Source organism: Pseudomonas sp. MD330_10 (genome assembly GCF_042610415.1).
Taxonomy (GTDB): domain Bacteria; phylum Pseudomonadota; class Gammaproteobacteria; order Pseudomonadales; family Pseudomonadaceae; genus Aquipseudomonas; species Aquipseudomonas rhodesiae.
Genome location: NZ_JBHGZU010000007.1, coordinates 316229 through 341012, shown reverse-complemented (window position 1 = coordinate 341012; position 24784 = coordinate 316229). Strand labels below are relative to the sequence as shown.

General features: G+C 62.1%; 21 protein-coding genes. 15 read left to right on the top strand and 6 right to left on the bottom strand.

Annotated features, from left to right (window positions below):
* Positions 1-51: 51 nt before the first annotated feature.
* Positions 52-678 (top strand): LysE family translocator, encoded by a 627-nt coding sequence (locus ACFZPT_RS14490; RefSeq protein WP_034114670.1) that lies wholly within the window; start codon positions 52-54, stop codon positions 676-678.
* Here the strand turns inward: ACFZPT_RS14490 and ACFZPT_RS14485 are convergent.
* Together ACFZPT_RS14485 and uraH are read right to left on the bottom strand one after the other, a co-directional pair.
* Positions 668-5944 (bottom strand): dermonecrotic toxin domain-containing protein, encoded by a 5277-nt coding sequence (locus tag ACFZPT_RS14485; RefSeq protein ID WP_256593232.1) that lies wholly within the window; start codon positions 5942-5944, stop codon positions 668-670. The two genes, ACFZPT_RS14490 and ACFZPT_RS14485, sit on opposite strands and share 11 nt — an antisense overlap.
* Positions 5945-6099: 155 nt before the next feature.
* Positions 6100-6453, bottom strand: coding sequence for a hydroxyisourate hydrolase (gene uraH / locus ACFZPT_RS14480; protein WP_034114675.1), 354 nt, complete (start codon positions 6451-6453; stop codon positions 6100-6102).
* Between the two features lie 379 nt (positions 6454-6832).
* Between uraH and puuE the strand changes: the two genes are divergently transcribed.
* The 7 genes from puuE to ACFZPT_RS14445 all read left to right on the top strand — a co-directional run bounded on the left by puuE (position 6833) and on the right by ACFZPT_RS14445 (position 13816).
* On the top strand, positions 6833-7759 hold the full coding sequence (puuE, locus tag ACFZPT_RS14475; RefSeq protein WP_034099379.1) for an allantoinase PuuE: 927 nt from the start codon (positions 6833-6835) through the stop codon (positions 7757-7759).
* On the top strand, positions 7756-8271 hold the full coding sequence (gene uraD, locus ACFZPT_RS14470) for a 2-oxo-4-hydroxy-4-carboxy-5-ureidoimidazoline decarboxylase (RefSeq protein ID WP_034099380.1): 516 nt from the start codon (positions 7756-7758) through the stop codon (positions 8269-8271). Before puuE ends, uraD begins: the two co-directional genes overlap by 4 nt.
* A 40-nt stretch (positions 8272-8311) precedes the next feature.
* Positions 8312-9307 carry an allantoicase gene (gene alc / locus ACFZPT_RS14465; RefSeq protein WP_034114678.1) on the top strand — a complete coding sequence of 332 codons (996 nt, stop codon included), beginning with the start codon at positions 8312-8314 and terminating at the stop codon, positions 9305-9307.
* Between the two features lie 120 nt (positions 9308-9427).
* Positions 9428-9931 carry an ureidoglycolate lyase gene (locus ACFZPT_RS14460; RefSeq protein WP_034099384.1) on the top strand — a complete coding sequence of 168 codons (504 nt, stop codon included), beginning with the start codon at positions 9428-9430 and terminating at the stop codon, positions 9929-9931.
* A gap of 51 nt (positions 9932-9982) precedes the next feature.
* A complete protein-coding gene (locus ACFZPT_RS14455; protein WP_034114680.1) occupies positions 9983-11272 on the top strand; it encodes a urate hydroxylase PuuD in 1290 nt (429 codons plus the stop codon).
* A gap of 178 nt (positions 11273-11450) precedes the next feature.
* Entirely contained in the window at positions 11451-12797 is a 1347-nt protein-coding gene (locus ACFZPT_RS14450; RefSeq protein WP_034114682.1) for a nucleobase:cation symporter-2 family protein, read from the top strand.
* A gap of 233 nt (positions 12798-13030) precedes the next feature.
* Positions 13031-13816, top strand: a complete 786-nt coding sequence (locus ACFZPT_RS14445) for an outer membrane protein OmpK (protein ID WP_034114684.1) — start codon at positions 13031-13033, stop codon at positions 13814-13816.
* Between the two features lie 57 nt (positions 13817-13873).
* Here ACFZPT_RS14445 and ACFZPT_RS14440 read toward each other — a convergent pair whose 3' ends face one another.
* Together ACFZPT_RS14440 and ACFZPT_RS14435 are read right to left on the bottom strand one after the other, a co-directional pair.
* The gene (locus ACFZPT_RS14440; RefSeq protein WP_034114686.1) at positions 13874-15013 is read right to left on the bottom strand and encodes a patatin-like phospholipase family protein; all 1140 of its coding nucleotides are present in this window, start codon (positions 15011-15013) and stop codon (positions 13874-13876) included.
* Positions 15014-15042: 29 nt separating this feature from the next.
* On the bottom strand, positions 15043-15978 hold the full coding sequence (locus ACFZPT_RS14435) for a lipid A biosynthesis lauroyl acyltransferase (protein WP_034114688.1): 936 nt from the start codon (positions 15976-15978) through the stop codon (positions 15043-15045).
* A 119-nt stretch (positions 15979-16097) separates the two neighbouring features.
* On the opposite strand from ACFZPT_RS14435, the gene minC reads away from it, so the two are divergent.
* The 7 genes from minC (at position 16098) to ACFZPT_RS14400 (ending at position 22837) form a co-directional block, all read left to right on the top strand.
* Positions 16098-16835: a septum site-determining protein MinC gene (minC, locus tag ACFZPT_RS14430; protein ID WP_034099395.1), complete on the top strand. Its 738-nt coding sequence runs from the start codon at positions 16098-16100 to the stop codon at positions 16833-16835.
* Positions 16836-17035: 200 nt separating this feature from the next.
* Entirely contained in the window at positions 17036-17848 is an 813-nt protein-coding gene (minD, locus tag ACFZPT_RS14425) for a septum site-determining protein MinD (protein WP_034099397.1), read from the top strand.
* Between the two features lie 3 nt (positions 17849-17851).
* Entirely contained in the window at positions 17852-18106 is a 255-nt protein-coding gene (gene minE, locus ACFZPT_RS14420; RefSeq protein WP_003175252.1) for a cell division topological specificity factor MinE, read from the top strand.
* Positions 18107-18202: 96 nt separating this feature from the next.
* The gene (locus tag ACFZPT_RS14415) at positions 18203-18838 is read left to right on the top strand and encodes an RluA family pseudouridine synthase (protein ID WP_034099399.1); all 636 of its coding nucleotides are present in this window, start codon (positions 18203-18205) and stop codon (positions 18836-18838) included.
* Between the two features lie 170 nt (positions 18839-19008).
* Positions 19009-20298 (top strand): M18 family aminopeptidase, encoded by a 1290-nt coding sequence (locus ACFZPT_RS14410; RefSeq protein WP_034114690.1) that lies wholly within the window; start codon positions 19009-19011, stop codon positions 20296-20298.
* Positions 20299-20422: 124 nt separating this feature from the next.
* The gene (locus ACFZPT_RS14405) at positions 20423-20599 is read left to right on the top strand and encodes a hypothetical protein (RefSeq protein ID WP_016970148.1); all 177 of its coding nucleotides are present in this window, start codon (positions 20423-20425) and stop codon (positions 20597-20599) included.
* A gap of 72 nt (positions 20600-20671) precedes the next feature.
* Positions 20672-22837, top strand: a complete 2166-nt coding sequence (locus ACFZPT_RS14400) for a mechanosensitive ion channel family protein (protein WP_034114692.1) — start codon at positions 20672-20674, stop codon at positions 22835-22837.
* 37 nt (positions 22838-22874) lie between these two features.
* On the opposite strand, the gene ACFZPT_RS14395 is transcribed toward ACFZPT_RS14400, so the two are convergent.
* Positions 22875-23099 carry an MbtH family protein gene (locus ACFZPT_RS14395; protein ID WP_034099405.1) on the bottom strand — a complete coding sequence of 75 codons (225 nt, stop codon included), beginning with the start codon at positions 23097-23099 and terminating at the stop codon, positions 22875-22877.
* A gap of 83 nt (positions 23100-23182) precedes the next feature.
* Entirely contained in the window at positions 23183-24577 is a 1395-nt protein-coding gene (locus ACFZPT_RS14390) for an aspartate aminotransferase family protein (protein WP_099312028.1), read from the bottom strand.
* Positions 24578-24784 lie beyond the last annotated feature (207 nt).

Sequence of the window (24784 nt, the reverse complement as noted above, 5' to 3'; positions counted from 1 at the left end):
CGATAACCGCCTCACCTTCGGGTGGGGCTTTTGCATGAAGGGAGGAATGTAATGAGCGTGGAAACCTGGCTGCTGTTCACCGGCGCTGCCTTGATCGTGATCCTGATTCCAGGCCCGCTGTCACTGCTGATGATCAGCAACAGCCTCAACTACGGCCTGCGCCGCTCGTATCCGGCGTTTCTGGGCGGGGTGTTCGCCTCGATCTGCCTGCTCAGTGCCTCGGCGCTGGGTCTGGGGGCGCTGCTGCTGGCGTCCGAGCAATTGTTCAGCGCATTGAAAATCGTCGGCGCGCTGTACCTGTTCTACCTGGCCTGGCAAAGCTGGCAGCAATCGCGCCTGCCGTCCCAAGGCGCGGTGGTGCCGGACGCGGTGCCGGTGCCGCGTTTTCGCGCGTTGTTCGGGCGAGCCTTTGTGCTGGGCGCCAGCAACCCCAAGGACATCCTGTTTTTCGCCGCCTTCCTGCCGCAGTTTCTTAGCAGCCAGCAGGCGTTCCTGCCGCAATTGCTGATCATGATCGCCACCTGGACCGTACTCGACTTGCTCTGCAAGCTGGCCTACGGCCTCGGCGCCCATGGCGCGGCGCGCTACCTGCGCACCGGCAAGGGCCAGAGCTGGTTCAACCGCTTCAGCGCCGGGCTGTTTGGCGGTGCCGGCGCGGTCTCCCTGCTCAAGGGCTAGTAAGCTGAGGCTTGATGAAATACACGGTGGGGGCAAGGTTGCCTTTGACCGGCCACTGAATGCCCCCCACCATCGTCACCAAGCGCTCGCTGCCCATTGCATCGTTGACCAGACGATGCGCCTCTGACGTCGGATGAAGGGTCAGCTGTTTGGCGACCGATTCCTTCGACAACCTGGGAACGGCTGCAACGCTGCCTGATTCAAGCCATTGGGTCGACAGGTAATACACGTTGTCGGAGCGCTCATGGGTACACACCCACACGAAATGCTCCCGCCCGCCATGGGTTTTCTTCATCGACCTGAGCACAAAGCCTTGTGCCTCCAACACTTGTCTGATTGCGGCCTGCTGCGCCTGGCCTCGCTCCCGCAAGAGCACATCCTTTGCCTGCTTCTTCTGCAACACACCGAGCGACGCGGAAACAGGCGCCTTGAGTGACGCCGCCAAGGGGGTGGGCGGCTGGAAATCCACGCGCGAGAAGCCAGGCGCCTTGCCTTCGAACCCAATGAAAAAGGCGTGTTTGCCCGAGGGTTCGGCCGGGCGCAGGAGTTTGAACAGGTCGTCGGTCTGGCCCCCGGCCGCAATCCAGCCGTCCAGGGTTGCGCGCACGTTCAACAGGTGCGTGGCCGACGCCGTGCGGCCGGTGTCCGCCAGTTCGATCAAGCGCTGGCCGGCGAAACGTCGGCTGGCCAGGGTCATGCCGGGAAACACCTGGGCCACGGATTGCTCCAGCGGGCGGTCGAACAACGGGCGATGCAGTTGCCAACGCTTTTCGGCGTTCAGGGTCGCCGGAATCGGTTGCTCGTGGAGCTGGCTGTTGAGCCAACGCTCGATATCGTCGACAGCCCGAGAGAAAAGTGGGTTGTCTTTCGTCAGGAAAATAATCTGGTCGAGGGGCGCGTTGCTGCCCTGGGGCAGCAACCGGTAGTAGTGGCCGTCGATCCTGACTACGTAGTAGTTACGCTCCTGCAACGACGGTGAAGAAGAAACCGACCTGAACGGCAGATGGGGCAACGCGACTTCAGGCTGCATCGGCACCAGAAACACCCCATGCCCAGACGGCGCTTCCGGCAACTGCGCAACGATATTGGCATGCCAATCGCGCCACTCCACCTGAGAGCCCGGCGATTGACGCACGGCGGTTTCGGTGGCGCCGCGCGCCGGTGGCGACCAGGCGACCGGCGTGTCAGACCGCCACGGATTGAGCACCCCAGAGCTGGGGCCGGCCACCGGAGCGTCCGCACCCAGCAGCCATTCACCGGGCGCGTGAATCGTCAGGATCAGTTCATCCTGGCCCGGCGCGTCCTGGTTTCTCAGGCGCAAAAACTGCTCGTCGCCGCGTCGGTAAACCGGGTAACGGTCCTCGCCTACCAACATGAATGGCTCACCGTGTTTGACGTACAGGCCTTTTTCGCCGGGCCCACTGAGCGGCACGGCGTCGGCTGGCACGCCCGGTTTCTTGAATCGCTCCAGCAGTTTGAGCTGACCAGCGGGAGAAGCCGACCGGCCCAGCCGAGGCAACCGGCCAACCTCGACGAGCGTGGTGCGATGCAGGCGGTTCAGACCTATCCCCATGGAGCGTAGCGGTACGCCCTTGCGCGCTTTTGGCCCAGGCATAACGCTCAGTATCAGATCCACCAGCAGGAATACCGCGCCAAATGCCACATCCACCGCATCCCGTGGGTCACCGCTATGGTGATAACGCCGTGCCGCCAACAACACCTCGTAGAGCTGGTTCACCAAGCCGAACCAGGGCACGAAAAGCGACAGCAATGCCCGGTCGCGGCGGTCTTTTTCCGCTTGCAAGCGTTGGGTGCGGTACTTTTCCAGGGTTTTACCGGAGTGGCTGCCGGCCTGGGCCTGACGATGCAGTTCAAGCACCCGCGCCTGGTACAACAGGGCCTGGGCATCGCACTGGGAGGTGGGCACCAATGCCAACCAGTTCAAGGGATCGCTGGCGATCTGCTCAAGGGTCTGCGCTTCGGCTTCCGCGGCCAGCGCCGTCGGCTCCTGATGCTTGACACTGAACGAGCGCACAAACTCGGCGCCGCGCCAGAGCCCTTGCAACATGACGTACCCCGGCAACAGATACACCGCCTGGAACTGCGGCGGCTGCGCGCAGGCTTCGTCAGGCGTGTGCGCGATGGCTTCGAATGCCCAGCCGGGTGCGATGTGCCGCGCCAAGGCTTTGGTATTAGGCGGTACTGCGCCAATGCGATTCAGATATTCCCGCGCCAGTTGCAGGCTGCTGTGCTCACTGATGGCATTGCCATCCGGCGCAGCGGGCCAGTAAACCACGCAGGCTTGGGACAGCAGGTCGTGAATCACCACGATGCCGGCAATGTAGCGATCGTGCTGCAACGTGTGACCCACCAGATGCACCACATACAGTTGCAGGTGAAAGCCCTGCTGGCGCAAGTCGTTCGGCGTGCGCGCCGCCATGGCCAGGCTGAACAGGCGCTGAGCGCTGGGCGTCAGCCCCTGTTGAGTCGCCGAATACAGGTGCGCGTCAGCGCCTGTGACCAGCGCGCGCCTGAGCAAGGTGGGCACGCGCCCCTCAGTCAAGCGCCGTGGCGCCTCGTCGCGCGGGTAAAACACTCCATTGATCAGCGCCTCATACTGACCGCCGATATCCAGCGAGGAGACCATGGCGATCAGGTAGGGCGGACTCAGCAGCCCCTTCCATTCGGGCTTCAGGTACTGCGCATATTTAAATCGCCACCAAGTGGGCAACATCTGGGGATCGAGGTTATGCAGCGCCAGTTGCAGCAAAGTGAACTGAGTGCGCCCGGTGCTGGGAGTGAGGATTTCCTTGCGATCGCCCACACTGCAGGTGGCATCTGCACTACAGAAACGACCGTCGACATGGTCGGGCATTTCGATAAACGGCGTGTCGATGTCCACCGCCGGAGGGAGGCCGTCCTCGCGTAAACGGGCAATAAGTACGCGGCGGGCGAAGCTGGGCAAATCCGGCAGGCACTGTTCCATACGTGCCTGCAGGGCAAAAGTGCTGCTCAGGTAGTGGCCTTGCAGGCGTTTGAATCGGTCGAGCTGCGCGGCCGACGCCTCTTTCAGCCACGCCGGCAGTGTGGGCTGCGCGCCCATCGCCTGGCGCACCAGATCGACATGGGCCCGCGCCCGCCCCCGCGCTGCGCTGGCCGGAGCCGTGAGCTGCTGCGCCAGCTCTTGGGCCAGCAACAGACCGCTCAGGTGCACATCGCTGACTTCACTGAATACCGGGGGAGTGCGCCCGATCCCTCGGTACACGCGCATATAACCCTTGAGCAGCCGCTTGAGCGCGAACAGCAGCGGGTCGCCGTCGATGGGGGCATAGCTGACGGCCAGAGTCTGCCCGGCCACCGCTGCGCGCACCGCACCACGGTGCTGACGATCGACGTACTGCCACATCAGTGAGGCGTCACGGCTGGCAAAACTGGCCTTGACCCCCTCGGTCAGCGCGTCGAGACGAACAAAGCTCGCCACCCCACCCTCCTGTCCGAACGCGCACAATAGCACCGGCGCACGTCGCTGCGCATCGTCGAGGGCCGCCGCCTCGGTCACCACAAACAGACTATGCAGCGGCTCGCCGCCCACTCGCACCGACAACACCCGGGCTTGACTGCCCTCACGCTGACGGGTCAGCGGAGCGTCCAGCACCTCAAGCAGCAGATCGCGATGGGGCGTGCGCAGCAAGCGCAGTCGATGCTGCAACTGAACCTCGTCACGCAGCAGCTCGCGCCAGACAGCGATAAAGCATGCCACCCGCCGGGCCGTACCGTCGGCGCGCGCGGCCCAGAACGCCACGTCGAACAGTTTCAATTGAGCATCGTGCAGCAGCGTGCGCAGGCCGTTAGCGTGACTGTTGAGTTGGTTTTCCAGCGTGACTGATTCCTGCCAGGCCGGGGTGTCCTGGCCGGGGTCGTGGGGGTCCAGCAGCGCAGTCAGGCCCTTCTCATAACGCTTGACCTGCTGCTGCACGGTGTTCAACGCCAGGCCCGGCGCCGTGCTGGCGAAATTGATTTCCTGACGGCGACGCTGCTGGTCCCAGTCCAACAGCTCGCGGCGGATTGGCCCCAGGCGCGACTTGCCGATGCTGTGACGCCGACCCCGCTCGATCTGGGCGAGAAACCGCGCCTTATCGGTCACAGCCGGCCGCCGCGCAGCGGAAAACACCTGCGCAAGGTTGATCGACACGGCACAGGCCAACTCGTTTTCCCATTGCCCGTCGCGAATCGCCAGGGCGCTGAGAGCCAAGGCATCGCCATGCAGCGCCGAGCCGCGAGCCGCTGTCAACGCCATGCCGGGTTGACACAGCTCGTGTCGACGTCGCAACGGCAGGCATTGCCACAGGTCGTCAAATAACGTGCTGCGGATCAGCGCGACCAGGCCGCACTGCAACTGAGCAAAGGACGGATACTCGTAAAAGGGGCGATTCAGCCCCGGCAGATACATTACATGGGGCATGCCCACCGGGTCGCCTTGCCGGTAGAGATGCAACGCACTGGGGATGGGCATCAGTCGCGGCCCCACTCCCGGCCACATCAATTGGCAGGCCTGTACGCTGGCCCACTGCTGCCCCGCACGTTGGCGGGCTTCGGCGGTCGGTGCGTCCACCAGGGCCTGGACCATGACCGCACCAGCGCTGGACAGCTCGTCCAATTGCCGCGCCACCAGCGCCCGGTCGGCGAACAATTGCCTGTGGAGTTCCACCCAGCGCTCCTCGCGGGTCTGCCAGGAACCCGTGGCAAGGGTCTGCCAGTACTCGGTCTGAGCGGTGTTGAGGCGCTCGAACAACTTGAGTGCGACAACTCGCTGCAGTGCTTCCAGCGCTGTGAACGGCAAACGGCGCGTCGGCTCGTCCTTGAGGCTGAGGGCGGTGAATTGATTGATATTGAGCGGCACCGACGGCAGCACGAGCAACTGCAGGGCGCGGTCGGTCAAGCACTCCACCTTGCTCGCGGTGGCCGGCGGCAAGGGTTCGGTGAACAGCAACGTATCCGGGTCCAGATCGAAGGCCTGGCGCAGGGCGGCGCGAATCACTCGCAGCACCTTGGGCGCGCGCGCAATCAGGCCTGACACGCGGCGTGCCGCGTCGGCGCAGCGCAGATCGGCCGTCGCCAGCTGGTTGATCAGACGGCTGGGATGGGGGCTGCTGTTGATCCGCTGGGTCAGCTGGGCGCGCAGGGCCTGGCGCGCTTCGTGGGCGGCGCGGGCCGGGTCGTCCGCCTCGGCAGGCAACGCGGTAGGGTCGTCGTTAAGTGAGGTCACGGCGGTATCTTCGTCGAGGAAAACACCTAGCCTAGGCAGGGCCAAGCTCGCGCAGGCGCTAGATAATTGAACGCCGCCCGAGCAAAAAAAAGCCCGCAGTGTGAGCGGGCGAAAAACCAACGAAGAGCTTTGGGGGTGTGAAGCGCGGGGACGACTCAGCTACCGCGATAAGTGGAGTAGCTGTAAGGCGAAATCAGTAAGGGCACATGGTAGTGATCCTGTTCGGCGCTGATGCCGAAGCGCAGCACCACCACGTCCAGAAAGGCCGGCTCCGGCAGTTGTACGCCGCGGGCGCGGTAGTAGTCACCGGCGCTGAACTGCACCTGGTAGACGCCGCTGCGATAGTCGTCGCCTTGCAGCAATGGCGTGTCGCAACGACCGTCGCTGTTGGTCACAGCGCTGGCCACCAGTTCCAGCTGCGTGCCTTCGACGCGGTACAGTTCAACCTTGATTGCGCTGCCGGGGCAGCCGTGGGCCGCGTCGAGTACGTGTGTGGTCAGTCGTCCCATGGATCGGGGCTCCGTTCAGTCGAGTGAGAAAGGCCGCACCTTTTCAGGGCGAGAAAAAGACGGCGATGGCTGATTAAGACACTTTTGATAAAAATTGTACACAATAAAAACCACAAAATTTTCAGCACGCTCCGCAGCGCTTTTCGCGCTGGTGAATCCTCGGTAAACCTTGCGGTTAAAAGGACTGCTATACATTTACTGACCAACCGGGCAAGTTTCTTGCAGGGTTAAGCCGTGCAGATGGCTTGGAAAAAATGCGGAAATACAGGCTTACAAAGTGACCAGCAAGTTGTATACAATCAGTCCATCGCTGTGACGCCACCCAGTCTTTCCGCTGGCCGCCACGCACTTGTTACCACGCACAAGAAGGAAGACTGCAGTGAGCGCTGACTACCCACGCGACCTGATCGGTTACGGCAGTAACCCTCCTCACCCCCACTGGCCAGGCAAGGCGCGCATTGCCTTGTCGTTCGTACTCAACTACGAAGAAGGCGGTGAACGCAACATCTTGCACGGCGATAAAGAGTCGGAGGCGTTCCTTTCGGAAATGGTCTCGGCCCAGCCGCTGCAAGGCGAACGCAATATGAGCATGGAGTCGCTGTACGAATACGGCAGCCGTGCCGGCGTGTGGCGCATCCTTAAGTTGTTCAAAGCATTCGATATCCCGCTGACCATCTTCGCCGTAGCCATGGCCGCCCAGCGTCACCCGGACGTGATCCGCGCCATGGTCGCCGCCGGCCACGAGATCTGCAGCCACGGTTACCGCTGGATCGACTACCAATACATGGACGAGGCCCAGGAACGCGAGCATATGCTCGAAGCCATCCGCATCCTCACCGAGCTGACCGGCGAACGCCCGCTGGGCTGGTACACCGGGCGCACCGGCCCCAACACGCGGCGGCTGGTGATGGAGGAAGGCGGGTTTCTCTACGACTGCGACACCTACGACGACGACCTGCCCTACTGGGAACCCAACACCCCCACCGGCAAGCCGCACCTGGTGATCCCCTACACCCTGGACACCAACGATATGCGCTTCACCCAGGTGCAGGGCTTCAACAAAGGCGATGACTTCTTCGAGTACCTCAAGGATGCGTTCGACGTGCTTTACGCCGAAGGCGCCGAGGCACCGAAAATGCTCTCCATCGGCCTGCATTGCCGCCTGATCGGTCGCCCGGCGCGCCTGGCCTCGCTCAAACGCTTTATCGAATACGCCAAAAGCCACGAACAGGTGTGGTTCACTCGCCGCGTCGACATCGCCCGTCACTGGCAAGCCACCCACCCGTACAAGGGAGCGGCGAAATGACTGCGTTCCAAACCCTGCAACCCTCGACCTTGAGCCGTGACGCCTTCGTCCGCGCCTTTGCCGATATCTATGAACATTCGCCATGGGTGGCCGAAAAGGCCTTCGACCTGGGCCAGGACGCGTCGATCGATCAGATCGAAACCCTGCACCAGCGCATGAGCGATATCCTGTTGAGCGCTGATCACGCCAGTCAACTGGCGCTGATCAACGCTCACCCGGACCTGGCCGGCAAAGCCGCCGTCCAGGGCCAACTGACCGAAGCCAGCACTAACGAACAGGCCGGCGCCGGTATTCACCAATGCACGGCCGAAGAGTTTTCTCGCTTCACCGAGCTGAACGAAGCCTACAAAGCCAAGTTCAAGTTTCCCTTCATCATGGCGGTAAAAGGCAGCAACCGGCATCAGATACTCGCCGCGTTCGAAACGCGCATTCACAACTCGGCGGACGCCGAGTTCAAGTGCGCGCTGGACGAGATCAACAAGATCGCGTTGTTCCGTTTACTGACCCTCTAAACACCATCCCCAGCCACTCTATCTAAGGCAGACAAGAAGAATGAAAGCGCAACCCGTACCTTTCGAAAAGTTCGTCAACCTGGCCGACGCCCGCTTGGGCACCAAGATCATCTCCGTGACCGATGACTGGTTCGCCGACGCCAACCGCCTGTTCCAGCCGACCCCGGCCGTGTGGAAGGAGGGCGTGTTCGATGACAACGGCAAGTGGATGGACGGCTGGGAGTCGCGCCGCAAGCGCTTCGAAGGCTACGACAGCGCGGTAATCCGCCTGGGCGTGCCGGGTTCGATCAAAGGCGTGGACATCGACACTTCATTCTTCACCGGCAACTACCCGCCGTCGGCCTCCCTGGAAGCCTGCTTCCTGGCCTCGGGCGAGCCGGACGAAAATACTCAGTGGACCGAAGTGCTGTCGGCCGTCGAGCTGCAGGGCAACAGCCACCACTACCATGAGATCAACAACGACCAGGCGTTCAGCCACCTGCGTTTCAACATCTACCCGGATGGCGGCGTGGCGCGTCTGCGTGTGTACGGCGTGCCGTTCCGCGATTGGTCGGCGGTGGGCGACAACGAACAGGTCGACCTGGCCGCGGCGCTCAACGGCGGCCGCGCCCTGGCGTGCTCCGACGAACACTTCGGCCGCATGAGCAACATCCTTAACCCAGGCCGTGGCATCAACATGGGCGACGGCTGGGAAACCGCGCGTCGCCGCACGCCAGGCAATGACTGGGTGATCGTCGCCCTGGGCCATCCGGGAGAGATCGAGAAGATCATCGTCGACACCCTGCACTTCAAGGGCAACTACCCGGATACCTGCTCGATCCAAGGTGCTTTCGTAAAAGGCGGCACCGACAGCCAGATCGAAACCCAGTCGCTGTTCTGGCGCGAATTGCTGCCGGCGCAGAAGCTGGAAATGCACGCCGAACACACCTTCGCCGAGCAAATCAAGGCGCTGGGGCCGATTACCCATATCCGCCTGAACGTATTCCCGGACGGTGGTGTAAGCCGCCTGCGCGTGCTGGGCAAGGTCGCTAAATAAGCGGTGAACCTAATCGCGGGCAAGCCCGCTCCCACAGGGCAATGCATTCCAAATGTGGGAGCGGGCTTGCCCGCGATTGCAATAGACCAGACAACACAGAACTCGGATAAGAAGACAGCCATGCGCACACTAGTGATCGAACCCCTGACCAAAGAAGCCTTCGCCCCTTTCGGAGACGTTATCGAAACCGACGGCAGCGATCACTTCATGATCAACAACGGGTCGACCATGCGCTTTCACAAATTGGCCACGGTCGAAACCGCAAAGCCGGAAGACCACGCCATCATCAGCATCTTCCGCGCCGACGCGCAGGACATGCCGCTGACCGTGTGCATGCTGGAGAGACACCCGCTGGGCAGCCAGGCTTTCATTCCGCTGCTCGGCAACCCCTTTCTGATCGTGGTCGCGCCACTTGGCGATGTACCTGTATCGGGCTTGGTCCGCGCCTTCGTCACCAACGGCAGGCAGGGCATTAATTACCATCGCGGCGTCTGGCACCACCCGGTGCTGACGATCGAAAAGCGGGATGACTTCCTGGTGGTTGATCGCAGTGGCACAGGCAATAACTGCGATGAGCATTTTTTCCAAGAGGATGAGCGGTTGATCCTCGCCCCCCACCAATAAGAGAAGGTCTGATCACCCGACAACAAGGGTGACAGGCGAGAGGTAAAGACTGTGGAAGCACATCTGTTGGAATGGCTGAACCTGAGCGTGCGCTGGGTTCACATGATCACTGGCGTCGCCTGGATCGGCGCTTCGTTCTACTTCGTCTGGCTGGAAAACAACCTCAACCGCGTCAACCCCAAGGACGGCCTGGCCGGCGACTTGTGGGCAATCCACGGTGGCGGCATCTACCACCTGGAAAAATACAAACTGGCCCCGCCGACCATGCCGGACAACCTGCACTGGTTCAAATGGGAAGCCTATTTCACTTGGATGTCGGGCGTCGCGCTGCTGTGCGTGGTGTTCTACTCCAACCCGACCTTGTACCTGCTGGCGCCGGGCAGCAGCCTCAGTGGTCCGCAAGGCGTGTTGCTGGGCATCGGCTCGCTGTTCGTCGGCTGGTTCATCTACTCCTTCCTCTGCGACTCGGCCCTGGGCAAACGCCCTGCCCTGCTCGGTTTCATCCTGTTCGTACTGTTGATTGCCGCCGCGTATGGCTTCAGCCAAGTGTTCAGCGGGCGTGGTGCCTACCTGCACGTAGGTGCGGTGATCGGCACCATCATGGTGGGCAACGTGTTCCGCATCATCATGCCGGCGCAGCGCGCGCTGGTGGCGGCCATCGCCGAGAACCGTACACCTGACCCGGCGCTGCCGGCCAAGGGCCTGCTGCGCTCGCGTCATAACAACTACTTCACCTTGCCGGTGCTGTTCATCATGATCAGCAACCACTTCCCGAGCACCTACGGCAGCCATTACAACTGGCTGATCCTGGCCGGTATCGCGGTGGCGGCGGTGTTGGTGCGGCATTACTTCAACACCCGGCACAACAGCCAGAAGTACGCGTGGACCCTGCCGGTTGGCGCGCTGGCGATGATCTGCCTGGCTTATGTGACCGGCCCCAAGCCGGCCGAACCGATTGCCAAGGCGCCGGCGGCCATCGAGTACCAACCGTTGCCGGAAACCGCATTGGGCGGTGGCTTGAAACCTGCCGCGCCTGCGGCAACCGAACCCGCCGCTGCACCTGCACCGGCCCAGGCGACCATTGATTTCGACAAGGTCCACGGAGTGATCCAGGAACGCTGCGCCGTGTGCCATTCGGCCAAGCCCACCAGCCCGTTGTTCAGCACCGCGCCGGCCGGCGTGATATTCGATACACCGGCGCAGATCCAGCAACAAGCAGCACGCATCCAGGCCCAGGCTGTGGCCAGCCAGATCATGCCGCTGGGCAACATCACTCAGATGACCCAGCAGGAGCGCGACCTGATCGGCACCTGGATCAACCAGGGGGCGCATACCAACTAACAGCCTGGTGCAACTCCAAAATGTGCGAGGGGGCTTGCCCCCGATAGCGGTATGTCATTCAAAACATCAGTGACTGAACCAACGCAATCGGGGGCAAGCCCCCTCCCACAGATGACTTGCAGTGGTTTAGAGATTGCGTTCCACACAATACAAAAATAAAAAAGATTCGAGGTGTTGCATGTCCCCGTTAGAACCGCAGACTCCTGCCGCGCCCGCCATGGTGCGGCTACCCCTCTTGCAACTGATTCTGGTCGGCCTGCAACACGTCTTGTTGATGTACGGCGGCGCCGTCGCCGTGCCTCTGATCATTGGCCAGGCCGCCGGCCTGAGCCGTGAAGAAATCGCCTTCCTGATCAACGCCGACCTGCTGGTGGCCGGCGTCGCCACTATGGTGCAGTCGTTCGGCATCGGCCCCCTGGGCATCCGCATGCCGGTGATGATGGGCGCCAGTTTCGCCGCCGTTGGCAGCATGGTCGCCATGGCCGGTATGCCCGGTATCGGTTTACAGGGGATCTTCGGCGCCACCATCGCCGCCGGGTTCTTCGGCATGCTGATCGCGCCGTTCATGTCCAAGGTCGTGCGCTTTTTCCCACCGCTGGTGACCGGCACCGTGATCACTGCCATCGGCCTGTCGCTGTTCCCCGTGGCCGTGAACTGGGCCGGTGGCGGCAGCGCGGCGGCCACCTTCGGCTCACCGATCTACCTGACGATTGCCGCTTTGGTGCTGGCCACCATCCTGCTGATCAACCGTTTTATGCGCGGTTTCTGGGTCAACATCTCGGTGCTGATCGGCATGGGCCTGGGGTACGCCCTGTGCGGCGTTCTCGGCATGGTCGACCTTAGCGGCCTGGCACTGGCGCCGTGGGTGCAGGTGGTGACGCCGCTGCATTTCGGCATGCCCACCTTTGAGTTGGCGCCGATTCTGTCGATGTGCCTAGTGGTGGTGATCATCTTCGTTGAGTCCACCGGGATGTTCCTGGCGCTGGGCAAGATCACCGACCGCGAGGTCACGCCCAAGATGCTGCGTCGTGGCCTGCTGTGCGACGCCGGCGCGTCGTTCGCGGCCGGGTTCTTCAACACCTTCACCCATTCCTCGTTCGCCCAGAACATCGGCCTGGTGCAGATGACCGGCGTGCGCTGCCGCTCGGTGACGATCATGGCCGGCGCGTTCCTGATCGTGCTCAGCCTGTTGCCCAAAGCCGCTTACCTGGTGGCCTCGATTCCGCCGGCGGTGCTGGGCGGCGCGGCGATTGCCATGTTCGGCATGGTGGCGGCCACCGGCATCAAGATTCTCCAGGAGGCCGACATCGCCGATCGCCGCAATCAGTTGCTGGTGGCGGTAAGCATCGGCATGGGCCTGATTCCCGTGGTGCGCCCGGAGTTCTTCGCTCAACTGCCGCTGTGGATGAGCCCGATCACCCACAGCGGCATCGCCATGGCCACCCTCAGCGCGTTGTCGCTGAATGTGTTGTTCAACATCCTCGGCGGTTCCGAGCGGGCGGTCGTCGAGCACGCGCACACCTGAGCGTGCCCCATCATCGCGCTGTACGCCCTGTAACAGCGCGCTTGAGCCCAGGCAGGGTTATCAGTATTCTCCGCGCCCGCTCGAATCGATTGCTCTTCAACGCGTTGGCGCGGCTCTTGCTAAACCCATAAAAGCTGACCGATCAGACGATATTCACAGCGAACCAAAGGCGCCACATCAGAGCGCCTGCATTAGAAGAAAAACCAAAAAAACTTTAACTCGGGAGCAACCGAATGAAACCTATGTTCAAAGGCCTGATGCTGGCGGGATCCCTGCTGGCCGGCGGCCAGGCCGTGGCCGGTGACTTGTTGCAGTGGCAGAACAACAGCCTGACCTACTTGTGGGGCAAGAACTTCACCGTTAACCCGCAGATCCAGCAAACGGTCACGTTCGAACATGCCGACGCCTGGAAGTACGGCGACAACTTCTTCTTCCTCGACCGCATCTTTTATAACGGCGAGGAAGACGGCAACGTCGGCCCGAACACCTACTACGGTGAGTTCAGCCCGCGCTTGTCGTTCGGTAAGATCCTCGACCAGGACTTGTCCTTCGGCCCGATCAAAGACGTGTTGCTGGCGATGACGTATGAGTTCGGCGAAGGCGACAACGAGTCATACCTGGTCGGACCAGGCTTCGATTTGAACATCCCCGGTTTCGATTACTTCCAGTTGAACTTCTACCAGCGCCAGACCGAAGGCAATCGCCCCGGCGACGGCGTGTGGCAGATCACCCCGGTGTGGTCGTACACGATCCCGGTGGGCAACTCGAACATCCTGATCGATGGCTTTATGGACTGGGTGGTGGACAACGACAAGAACGCCCGCGGCACCTACCACGCCAACCTGCACTTCAACCCGCAAGTGAAATACGACCTGGGCAAGGCGATGAACTGGGGCGAGAAACAGCTGTATGTCGGTTTCGAATACGACTACTGGAAAAACAAGTACGGCATCGAAGATTCCGGCGCGTTCAAGACGACTCAGGACACGGCGAGCTTCCTGGTCAAGTACCACTTCTGACCGAACGCCCCAGGTCAGCGTGTGAGAGGGGCTTGCCCCCTCCCACCGTTAGATCGGCTACAGACCCAAGAATCGGGTGATCTCTTCACGCTTGGCCAGCGCATCTTTCCTGCCCAACTCGATCAATTCGCTGCAGTACCCCGCCTCGAACAACAAGTAGCTCAGCACCCCTGCCCCGCTGGTCTTGGTCGCACCCGGCCCGCGCAGGAACACACGCAACGCCGCCGGCATTTCCTGGCGATGTCGCGCGGCGATTTCGTCGATGGGCTGGCTGGGCGCGATGACCAGCACTTCCACCGGCGCCAGGCCGCGCGCCGCGCTGTCGGCCGGCTGCAAATGGCTGAACTGATTGAGGCGTTCCAGCAATTCGATATCGCTTTCCAGGCTGTCGATAAAGGTGCTGTTGAGCATATGCCCACCGATCTGGGCCAGGGTCGGTTGCTGCCCGGTAAAGGCGCGCTGCACCGCCGGTTCGTTGCCTCGCGGGTTGCCGCTGACGCCCACCACCAGCACGCGGTTGGCGCCCAGGTGCAGGGCCGGGCTGATGGGGGCCGACTGACGCACGGCACCGTCGCCGAAATATTCCTGATCGAGTTTCACCGGCGCAAACAGCAGCGGAATCGCCGAACTGGCCAGCAAGTGCTCTACCGTCAGTTGGGTCGGCACGCCAATGCGACGGTGGCGCAGCCAGGCGTCGATGGCGCGCCCGCCCTGATAGAACGTCACGGCTTGCCCAGACTCATAGCCGAACGCCGTGATCGCCACTGCATGCAGGTGGTTTTGCCGGATGGCCTCATCGATGCCTTGCAGGTGCAGTTTGTCTTGCAGCAAATCGCGCAGCGGCGAGCTGTTGAGCAGCGCCACCGGCACCCGGCGGCCCAGGCCCAACAGGCTGTGGATCAGGAAGCGAGCGGCCTGGCGCACCACGCCGGGCCAGTCGCTGCGCAACACCAAGTGGCTGCGAAAGCCCTGCCAGAAGGCGGTCAGGCGCTCGATGGACGCGCGAAAATCCATGGCGCCGCTGGCCAGGCTCACCGCATTGATCGCCCCGGCCGAGGTGCCGACGATCACCGGAAACGGGTTGGGCGCCCCTGGCGGCAGCAGCTCGGCAATCGCCGCCAACACCCCTACCTGATACGCCGCTCGCGCCCCGCCGCCGGAAAGAATCAAACCTGTAACCGGTTCAGCTGGGCGCATCGCATCACTCCATTGGGGGAAGGTCGTTCTTATCGACGGCGTTTTTCGTACAGCTTGGGTTCACCCGGTGGCCGGCTCTTGAAGCGGCGGTGGGTCCACAGGTATTGCTCCGGGCATTCGCGCACGGAGGCTTCGACCCACTGGTTGATGCGCAGGCAGTCCACCTCGTCGCTTTCGCCGGGGAAGTCGGTCAGCGGCGGGTGGATCACCAGGCGATAGCCACTGCCATCGGCCAAACGCTCCTGAGTGAACGGCACCACCAGCGCCTTGCCCAAGCGAGCGAACTTGCTGGTGGCGGTCACGGTGGCGGCCTGGATGCCGAACAGCGGCACGAAAATACTTTGCTTGGCGCCGTAGTCCTGATCCGGTGCGTACCAGATGGCACGGCCGGCGCGCAGCAGCTTGAGCATGCCGCGCACGTCTTCGCGCTCCACGGCCAGGGAATCGAGGTTATGGCGCTCGCGGCCACGGCGTTGGATATAGTCGAACAACGGGTTGCCGTGCTCGCGGTACATGCCGTCGATGGTGTGCTTCTGGCCGAGCAATGCCGCGCCGATTTCCAGAGTGGTGAAGTGCAGGGCCATCAGGATCACGCCCTTGCCATCCAACTGTGCCTGCTTGAGATGCTCCAGGCCTTCAACATGGGCCAGACGCGCCAGGCGCTGACGCGACCACCACCAGCTCATGGCCATTTCAAAAAAGGCGATGCCGGTGGAGGCGAAGTTTTCCTTGAGCAGGCGCTTGCGTTCCTTGGCGGTTTTTTCCGGGAAGCACAGCTCCAGGTTGCGCGCGGCGATGCGGCGGCGTTCGCCGGCCACGCGGTACATGCCCGCGCCCAACAACCGACCGATGGTCAGCAGGGCGCGGTACGGCAATTGGGTCACCAGCCATAGGAGGCCGAGTCCCAGCCATAACAGCCAAAATCGCGGGTGAAAAAATACAGCTCGAAAACGCGGGCGATCCATTACAGATTCCGGTAAAGACAAGGGCCGCGCATTCTACAACGGTTCGACTCGGCTTGCGGCCAGTGAGTGTTCTCGTTATAAGTCTCGACACTTTTCGTGACAAGCCGCTTTTGCCGACCATGAGCCAAACCGAACCGCTAGACCAAGATCCCGTGTTCCAGTTGAAAGGCAGCATGCTCGCCATCACCGTGCTGGAACTGGCGCGCAATGACCTCGATGCCCTGGACCGCCAATTGGCCGCCAAGGTCGCCCTGGCCCCGAACTTCTTCAACAACGCCCCGCTGGTGCTGGCTCTGGACAAACTGCCCGCCGGCCAGGGCGCCATCGACCTGCCTGGTCTGATGCGCGTGTGCCGCTCCCATGGCCTGCGCACCCTGGCCATCCGCGCCAGCCGCATCGAAGACATTGCCGCCGCCATCGCCATTGAACTGCCAGTACTGCCGCCGTCCGGCGCGCGCGAACGTCCGTTGGATCCGACGGAAGGCGACGTAAAGAAAAAACCGGAAAAACCGCCCGAGCCGACGATAAAGCCTACAAAGATCATTACCACCCCCGTACGCGGCGGGCAGCAGATTTACGCCCAGGGCGGCGACCTGGTGGTGGTCTCTTCGGTCAGTCCCGGCGCGGAACTTCTGGCCGATGGCAACATCCATGTATACGGCCCGATGCGCGGACGCGCCCTCGCCGGTATCAAGGGTGACACCAAGGCCCGTATTTTTTGCCAGCAATTGACCGCTGAACTTGTGTCCATCGCCGGCCAGTACAAGGTTTCCGAGGATTTGCGCCGCGACCCGCTGTGGGGGGCCGCCGTTCAGGTCAACCTGTCGGGCGATGTGTTGAACATCATTCGGCTTTAACGGATACTGCCGCATTTTCCAAGCATCTCTAGACTCTGATAGCACAGCGAAACCGGCAAGACTTGTGTAGGAATAACTGAAAGCTGGCGTTTCCCCGCGGAAACCACAGCTTTTTCCTACAGTAGCTGTCCGCCTGCAGCGAGTTCCAAGAGATGTTTTTCAGGGGCTGAAAAGTCCTTTTTCCTTAGGGGTGAAACACCTTGGCCAAGATTCTCGTGGTTACATCCGGCAAGGGTGGTGTGGGTAAGACCACCACCAGCGCCGCTATCGGTACCGGTCTCGCACTGCGCGGCCACAAGACAGTCATCGTCGACTTCGACGTGGGTTTGCGTAACCTCGACCTGATCATGGGCTGCGAACGCCGCGTGGTGTACGACTTCGTCAACGTGGTCAACGGCGAAGCCAACTTGCAACAGGCCCTGATCAAGGACAAGCGCCTTGAGAACCTGTACGTACTGGCCGCCAGCCAGACCCGCGACAAAGACGCCCTGACCAAAGAAGGCGTAGGCAAAGTCCTTGCTGAGCTGAAGGAAACCTTCGAATACGTGGTCTGCGATTCCCCAGCGGGTATCGAGACTGGCGCGCACCTGGCCATGTACTTCGCCGACGAAGCCATCGTCGTGACCAACCCGGAAGTCTCCTCGGTACGTGACTCGGACCGTATGCTCGGCCTGCTGGCCAGCAAATCCAAGCGCGCCGAAGAAGGCCAGGACCCGATCAAGGAGCACTTGCTGCTCACCCGCTACAACCCTGAGCGCGTCAGCAACGGCGAAATGCTCGGTGTTGAAGACGTGAAGGAAATCCTGGCGGTGACCCTGCTGGGCGTCATTCCAGAATCCCAGGCGGTGCTCAAAGCCTCCAACCAGGGTGTTCCGGTGATTCTCGACGACCAGAGCGACGCCGGCCAGGCGTACAGCGATGCGGTCGATCGCCTGCTGGGCAAGTCCGTGGAACATCGCTTCCTCGATGTCAAGAAGAAGGGATTCTTCGAGCGTATCTTTGGAGGCAACTAAACAATGAAATTTCTCGACTTCTTTCGCGCCAACAAAAAGCCAAGCACCGCGTCGGTCGCGAAAGAGCGTCTACAGATCATCGTGGCGCACGAACGCGGCCAACGCAGCACCCCGGATTACCTGCCAGCCTTGCAGAAGGAACTGGTCGAAGTGATCCGCAAGTACGTCAATATCGGCAACGATGACGTGCATGTCGCCCTGGAAAATGACGGCAGCTGCTCGATTCTGGAACTCAATATCACCCTGCCCGATCGTTGATCGAACGGGCGGTCGCCACGGCGGCTGGGGCGTGCGGCTCCCTTTACGGGAAGCGGACGCCCCAGCCGCCGTTGGCGTTTGTTACGAGGCTGTTTAATGCCGTTGTCCAACATTCATATCCTCTACCAGGACGACGCGGTCCTGGTGGTGAACAAGCCGACCCTCCTGCTCTCGGTGCCTGGCCGCGCCGATGACAACAAGGACTGCCTGATCACGCGCCTGCAGGAAAACGGCTACCCCGAAGCACGCATCGTCCACCGGTTGGACTGGGAAACCTCGGGCATCATCCTGCTGGCCCGCGACGCTGATACTCACCGCGAGCTGTCCCGTCAATTTCACGACCGTGAAACCGAAAAGGCCTACACCGCCCTGGCCTGGGGCCAACCGGCACTGGACAGCGGCAGCATCGACCTGCCCTTGCGCTACGACCCACCCACCAAGCCCCGGCATGTGGTGGACCACGAATTCGGCAAGCATGCACTGACCTTCTGGAAGGTGCTGGAGCGCTGTGGCGATTGGTGTCGCGTTGAGCTGACGCCGATCACCGGGCGTTCGCACCAATTGCGTGTGCATATGCTATCCATCGGCCACCCTCTGTTGGGGGATGGCCTGTACGCCCACGAACAAGCCCTGGCTGCGTGGCCGCGCCTGTGCCTGCACGCGAGCATGCTCAGCTTTACCCATCCGCAAAGCGGCGAGCGCTTACGCTTCGAGTGCCCTGCACCCTTTTAAGTGGTCAACACAGGCAAATGTGGGAAAAGGCTTGCCCCCGATGACGGCGTATCAGTGACAGCTGTACTGACTGACACACTGCAATCGGGGGCAAGCCGTCTCCCACATTTGTTATGTGCACTTGCCGTCATCGAACGGTAAACTCCGCGCATTGCTGTCTGGAGCTATTTATGCGCGAAGCGTTGAATCAAGGCCTGATCGACTTTCTCAAGGCCTCCCCTACTCCTTTTCATGCCACCGCCGCCTTGGCCCAGCGCCTGGAAGCGGCCGGTTACCAGCGTCTCGACGAGCGCGAAACGTGGGCCACCGAAGCCAACGGGCGCTACTACGTTACCCGTAACGACTCCTCGATCATCGCCTTCAAGCTCGGCCGCCAGTCGCCGCTGCAGGGCGGCATTCGCCTGGTCGGCGCCCATACCGACAGCCCGTGCCTGCGGGTCAAGCCGCAGCCGGAGTTGCAGCGCCAGGGCTTCTGGCAGTTGGGCGTGGAAGTCTACGGCGGTGCGTTGCTGGCGCCGTGGTTCGACCGCGACCTGTCCCTGGCCGGCCGCGTGACTTTCCGCCGCGACGGCAAGGTAGAAAGCCAATTGATCGACTTCAAGCTGCCGATCGCAATCATCCCCAACCTGGCCATTCACCTGAACCGTGAAGCCAACCAAGGCTGGGCGATCAATGCCCAGACCGAATTGCCGCCGATCCTGGCGCAGTTTGCCGGTGACGAGCGCGTGGATTTCCGCGCCGTACTCACCGACCAACTGGCCCGCGAGCATGGGCTCAATGCCGACGTGGTGCTCGACTACGAGTTGAGCTTCTACGACACCCAAAGCGCTGCGGTGATCGGCCTCAACGGCGACTTTATCGCCGGTGCGCGCCTCGACAACCTGCTGTCGTGCTACGCCGGCCTGCAAGCCTTGCTCACCAGCGACAGCGACGAAACCTGCGTGCTGGTATGCAACGACCATGAAGAAGTCGGTTCCTGCTCGGCCTGCGGCGCCGACGGCCCGATGCTGGAACAGACCCTGCGTCGCCTGTTGCCTGAAGGTGATGAATTCGTACGCACCATCCAGAAATCCCTGCTGGTGTCTGCGGACAACGCCCACGGCGTGCATCCGAATTACGCCGACAAGCACGACGCCAACCACGGCCCCAAGCTCAATGCCGGCCCGGTGATCAAGGTCAACAGCAACCAGCGCTACGCCACCAACAGCGAAACCGCCGGGTTCTTCCGCCATCTGTGCATGGCCCAGGAAGTACCGGTGCAGAGCTTCGTGGTGCGCAGCGACATGGGCTGCGGCTCGACCATCGGCCCGATTACCGCCAGCCACCTGGGTGTGCGCACCGTGGATATCGGTTTGCCGACATTTGCCATGCACTCGATCCGCGAACTGTGCGGCAGCCATGACTTGGCGCATTTGGTGAAGGTGCTGGGCGCGTTCTACGCCAGCCACGACCTGCCCTGATCAATGAGGGAGGGGGCAGCCCCTCCCTCATTGGGTTTTGCCTAAAGCTGATCTGCATCATCTGCACTTTCTGCAATCCGACCTAGACTGGTCGATATTCCCCGTCAGACAAGGCCGTCGTTCCATGATTTCCATGTCCTCGTTCCACGCCATGCTTATCCCTATCCTGATCGGCATGATCATGCTGGCAGTGGGTTTCAACTTTCGCGACAAGCCCCTGGGCGTGTTCGGCATGTGGGTCGGCATGCTGCTGATCCTCGGCACCGTGGTGTACAAAATCCTCGCCAAACTGGCTGAATAAGAATTGCACTCGCATCTGGCATAGCGCCCTCGTACACTCGGTCAATTCGTCGTCTCCAAGGTTGACCGCCTCGTGCTTTCCCGTCTGTTTGCCCTGCCCTGTTCCCTGTTGCTTGCCCTGCTTATCCTGCTGCCGACCACGCCTGCCCACGCAGCGGGCCTGCCGGGGTTGCTCAACGGCGGCAATAAAGCCCAACCCCAGGCCGAAGTACCGCTGGGGCAGTCGTTGGACGAGGTGATCAAAACCCTGGAGAACGACCAGCAGCGCACCCAATTGCTCAGTGACCTGAAGAAACTGCGCGCCGCCACGCAAAAGGCTCAGCCGGCCGCCGAGCAAGGCGTACTCGGCTTGATCGGCAGCACCTTGTCAGGCCTGGAACAGCAATTTTCCGGCAGCGACAGCCCACTGGGGCGTTGGTCCGATGAAGTCGATCAGGCCAAGGACGAACTTGAAGCCCTGATGCTGCCGGCCAGCGAATGGCTACCGATCATTTTCGGCTTTGCCTTGATTCTGGCGGTGTGGAGCCTGCTCGCTGCCGCGCTGATCTGGCTCAGCCACCGCGTGCGCGAGCGCTTCGGCCTGCCCGAAGAATTGCCGCAGCACCCACGCACCTGGGACATGCTGCGCTTTGCCCTGCGCAAACTCGGGCCGTGGCTGATCGCGCTGGTGATCACCGTGTACCTGAGCTACGCCCTGCCCTCGTCCCTGGGCAAATCCCTGGCGATGGTGCTGGCCTATGCGCTGGTGGTGGGCACCTGTTTTTCCGCAATCTGTGTGATTGCGTTCTCCCTGCTCGACGGCCCGCATCGCCATCGTGCGCTGTACATCCTGCGCCATCAGGCCTTTCGTCCGTTGTGGCTGATCGGCAGTTTCGCCGCCTTCGGCGAAGCCCTGAGCGACCCGCGTCTAGTGCAATCCCTAGGGCAGCACTTGGCTCACACCGCCGCGACCGTGGCCAATGTGATGGCGGCGTTGTCCACCGGGGTGTTTATCCTGCGTTTTCGTCGGCCGATCGCGCATCTGATCCGCAACCAGCCACTGTCGCGCCGCCTCACACGGCGCACCCTCAGCGACACGCTGTCGATCATCGGCACGTTCTGGTACTTGCCGGCGCTGTTGCTGGTGGGCATCTCGCTGTTCGCCACGTTTCTGTCGGCCGGCGACACCAGCACCGCCCTGCGCCAGTCGCTGCTGTGCACGGTGCTGCTGGTGTTGTGCATGGTGATCAACGGCCTGGTACGCCGCCATTCGCTCAAGCCCCAGCGCGGGCACAAGCGCCATGCGCTGTATTCCGAGCGCCTGAAGAGTTTTTTCTACACCCTCGCCCACTTGCTGGTATGGCTGGCGTTTATCGAACTGGGTCTGCGGGTCTGGGGCCTGTCGTTGATTCGCTTTACCGAAGGCGACGGCCATGAAATCAGCGTCAAGCTGTTCGGCCTGGGCGGCACGCTGCTGTTTGCCTGGCTGATCTGGATTCTCAGCGACACCGCGATCCACCACGCCTTGACCCGCTCGCGCAAAGGCCTGGCCAACGCCCGCGCGCAGACCATGATGCCGTTGATCCGCAACGTGCTATTCGTGACCATTTTCATCATCGCCGCCATCGTCGCCCTGGCGAATATGGGCATGAACGTCACGCCGCTGCTGGCCGGTGCCGGTGTGATCGGCCTGGCCATCGGCTTCGGTGCGCAATCGCTGGTGGCGGACCTGATCACCGGCCTTTTCATCATCATCGAGGACTCCCTGGCCATCGACGACTACGTGGACGTCGGCGGCCACCTGGGCACGGTCGAGGGCCTGACCATCCGCACCGTGCGCCTGCGCGACATCGACGGCATCGTGCACACCATTCCGTTCAGCGAAATCAAGAGCATCAAGAACTACTCGCGGGAGTTCGGCTACGCGATCTTCCGCGTGGCGATCCCTTACAACATGGACATCGACGACGCGATCAAGCTGATCCGCGACGTGGGCCAGAAAATCCGCAACGACCCGATGCAGCGTCGCAATATCTGGTCGCCTCTGGAGATTCAAGGGGTGGAGAGCTTTGAGTCCGGCAGTGCAATCCTGCGCGCCCGGTTCAAGACCGCGCCGATCAAACAGTGGGAGGTGTCGCGGGCGTTCAACCTGTCGCTCAAGCGCCAACTGGATGAAGCCGGCCTGGACCTGGCCACGCCGCGCTTGAGCGTGCAGGTGGTGACGGCGGCGTCAGGGCAGGAAAAAGACAAGAGCGTCTAACTCCCGATCCCATGGCGGGATCGGGAGGCGAGAGAGGTCAACCGGCCAGTGCCGCGCCATCCATCTTCTGGCGCAGGCTCAACGGGCGCATGTCGGTCCAGACTTCTTCGATGTAGGCCAGGCATTCTTTCTTGAAACCGCTCTTGCCCACGGTACGCCAGCCGTCCGGCACGGCCTTGTAATCGGGCCAGATGGAATACTGTTCTTCATGGTTGACCACTACCTGAAACAGGATGTCGTCGCGGTCAAATACTGAGGTCATTGCTGTTCTCCATCGTTCAAAGGCTGGGCTGCGCACCACGCGCAGCATCGATATCTGTAGAAACGTAGCGGGCGCGCAAAAAATTAGAGACTGGCGACGGCTGCCGCCAGGGCGCGACCGAAAATATCGGCTACTTGGTCGATTTCGCCGGCGGTGATTACCAGCGGCGGCAAGAAGCGCACCACGCTGGCGTGGCGACCGCCCAGTTCCAGGATCAAGCCACGCTTGAGGCATTCTCGCTGCACCAACGGCGCCAACTGGCGATGCACCGGGGGGTGGCCCTGGCTGTCGAGCGCGCCGTGGGGGTCTACCAGCTCAACGCCGAGCATCAACCCACGCCCACGGATATCCCCCAGGTGTGGGTAGTCGCGCTGCAACAGGCGCAGGTGTTCACCCAGGCGCTCGCCCATCGCCGCCGCGTGCCCCGGCAAATCGTGGGCCTTGAGGTAGCGCATTACCGCCGAGCCCGCCGCCATTGCCATCTGGTTGCCACGAAACGTGCCGGCATGGGCGCCCGGCAGCCAGGTGTCGAGCCAGTCGCGGTACACCACCACCGCCAACGGCAGGCTGCCGCCGATGGCCTTGGATAGCACCACCACGTCCGGGATGATGCCGGCGTGTTCAAACGCAAACATCTTGCCGGTGCGACCGAAGCCGCTCTGGATCTCATCGACGATCAATGCCACGCCCGCCTGTTGGGTGATACGCCGCAGGCCTCGCAGCCAATCGAGGTCGGCCGGAATCACGCCGCCCTCGCCTTGCACCACTTCCACAATCACCGCCGCCGGCAGCAGCACGCCGGCTTCGGGATCGTTGAGCAGGTTTTCCAGGTAATGCAGGTTGACCCGCACGCCCTCCGCGCCGCCCAGGCCGAACGGGCAGCGGTAGTCATAGGGGAACGGCAGGAATTGCACGCCATTGCCGAGCAGGGCACCCAACGGTTTCTTCGGCCCCAGGCTGCCCATCAGGCTCAACGCGCCTTGGCTCATGCCGTGGTAACCGCCCTGGAACGACAACACCGTGCTGCGCCCAGTGGCGGTGCGCACCAGTTTCAGCGCGGCTTCCACCGCATCGGTGCCGGTGGGGCCGCAGAACTGGATCTTGGCTTGCTGCGCCAGCTCAGCCGGCAGCAGGCCGAACAAGTCCTGCACAAACTGATCCTTGACCGGCGTGGTCAGGTCGAGGGTGTGTAGCGGCAGTTCATCGCTCAGCACCTGCTGGATGGCGTCGATCACCACGGGGTGGTTATGCCCCAGCGCCAGCGTACCGGCGCCGGCCAGGCAATCGATAAAGTGTCGGCCCTCCACGTCCTCCACGTAAATGCCCTTGGCCCGCTTCAGCGCCAGGGGAATACGCCGCGGATAACTGCGCGCATTGGACTCTTGCTGACGCTGACGGGCCAGCAGCGGGGTTTCGTCGAACTGATAAAGCGTTTCATGCACTTGGGTATCTTCAATACGGCTGATAGCGACTGACATCTCTCGATCCCTCAATACGCGGATGATGGTGACCAAACTGCCGATCCGTTGGCGTCTGGCCCAAGGGCATGCGCACGGATTTCCTGTTCTGGAAACGCACCAGCGAGTAGAGGATTTAGGCGGCAGTGATGATTGCCCCTGATAGCAGGGAATCAATCGGCAACTCGATTGGCTGATCCAGTGCCATCGGGGGCAAGCCCCCTCCCA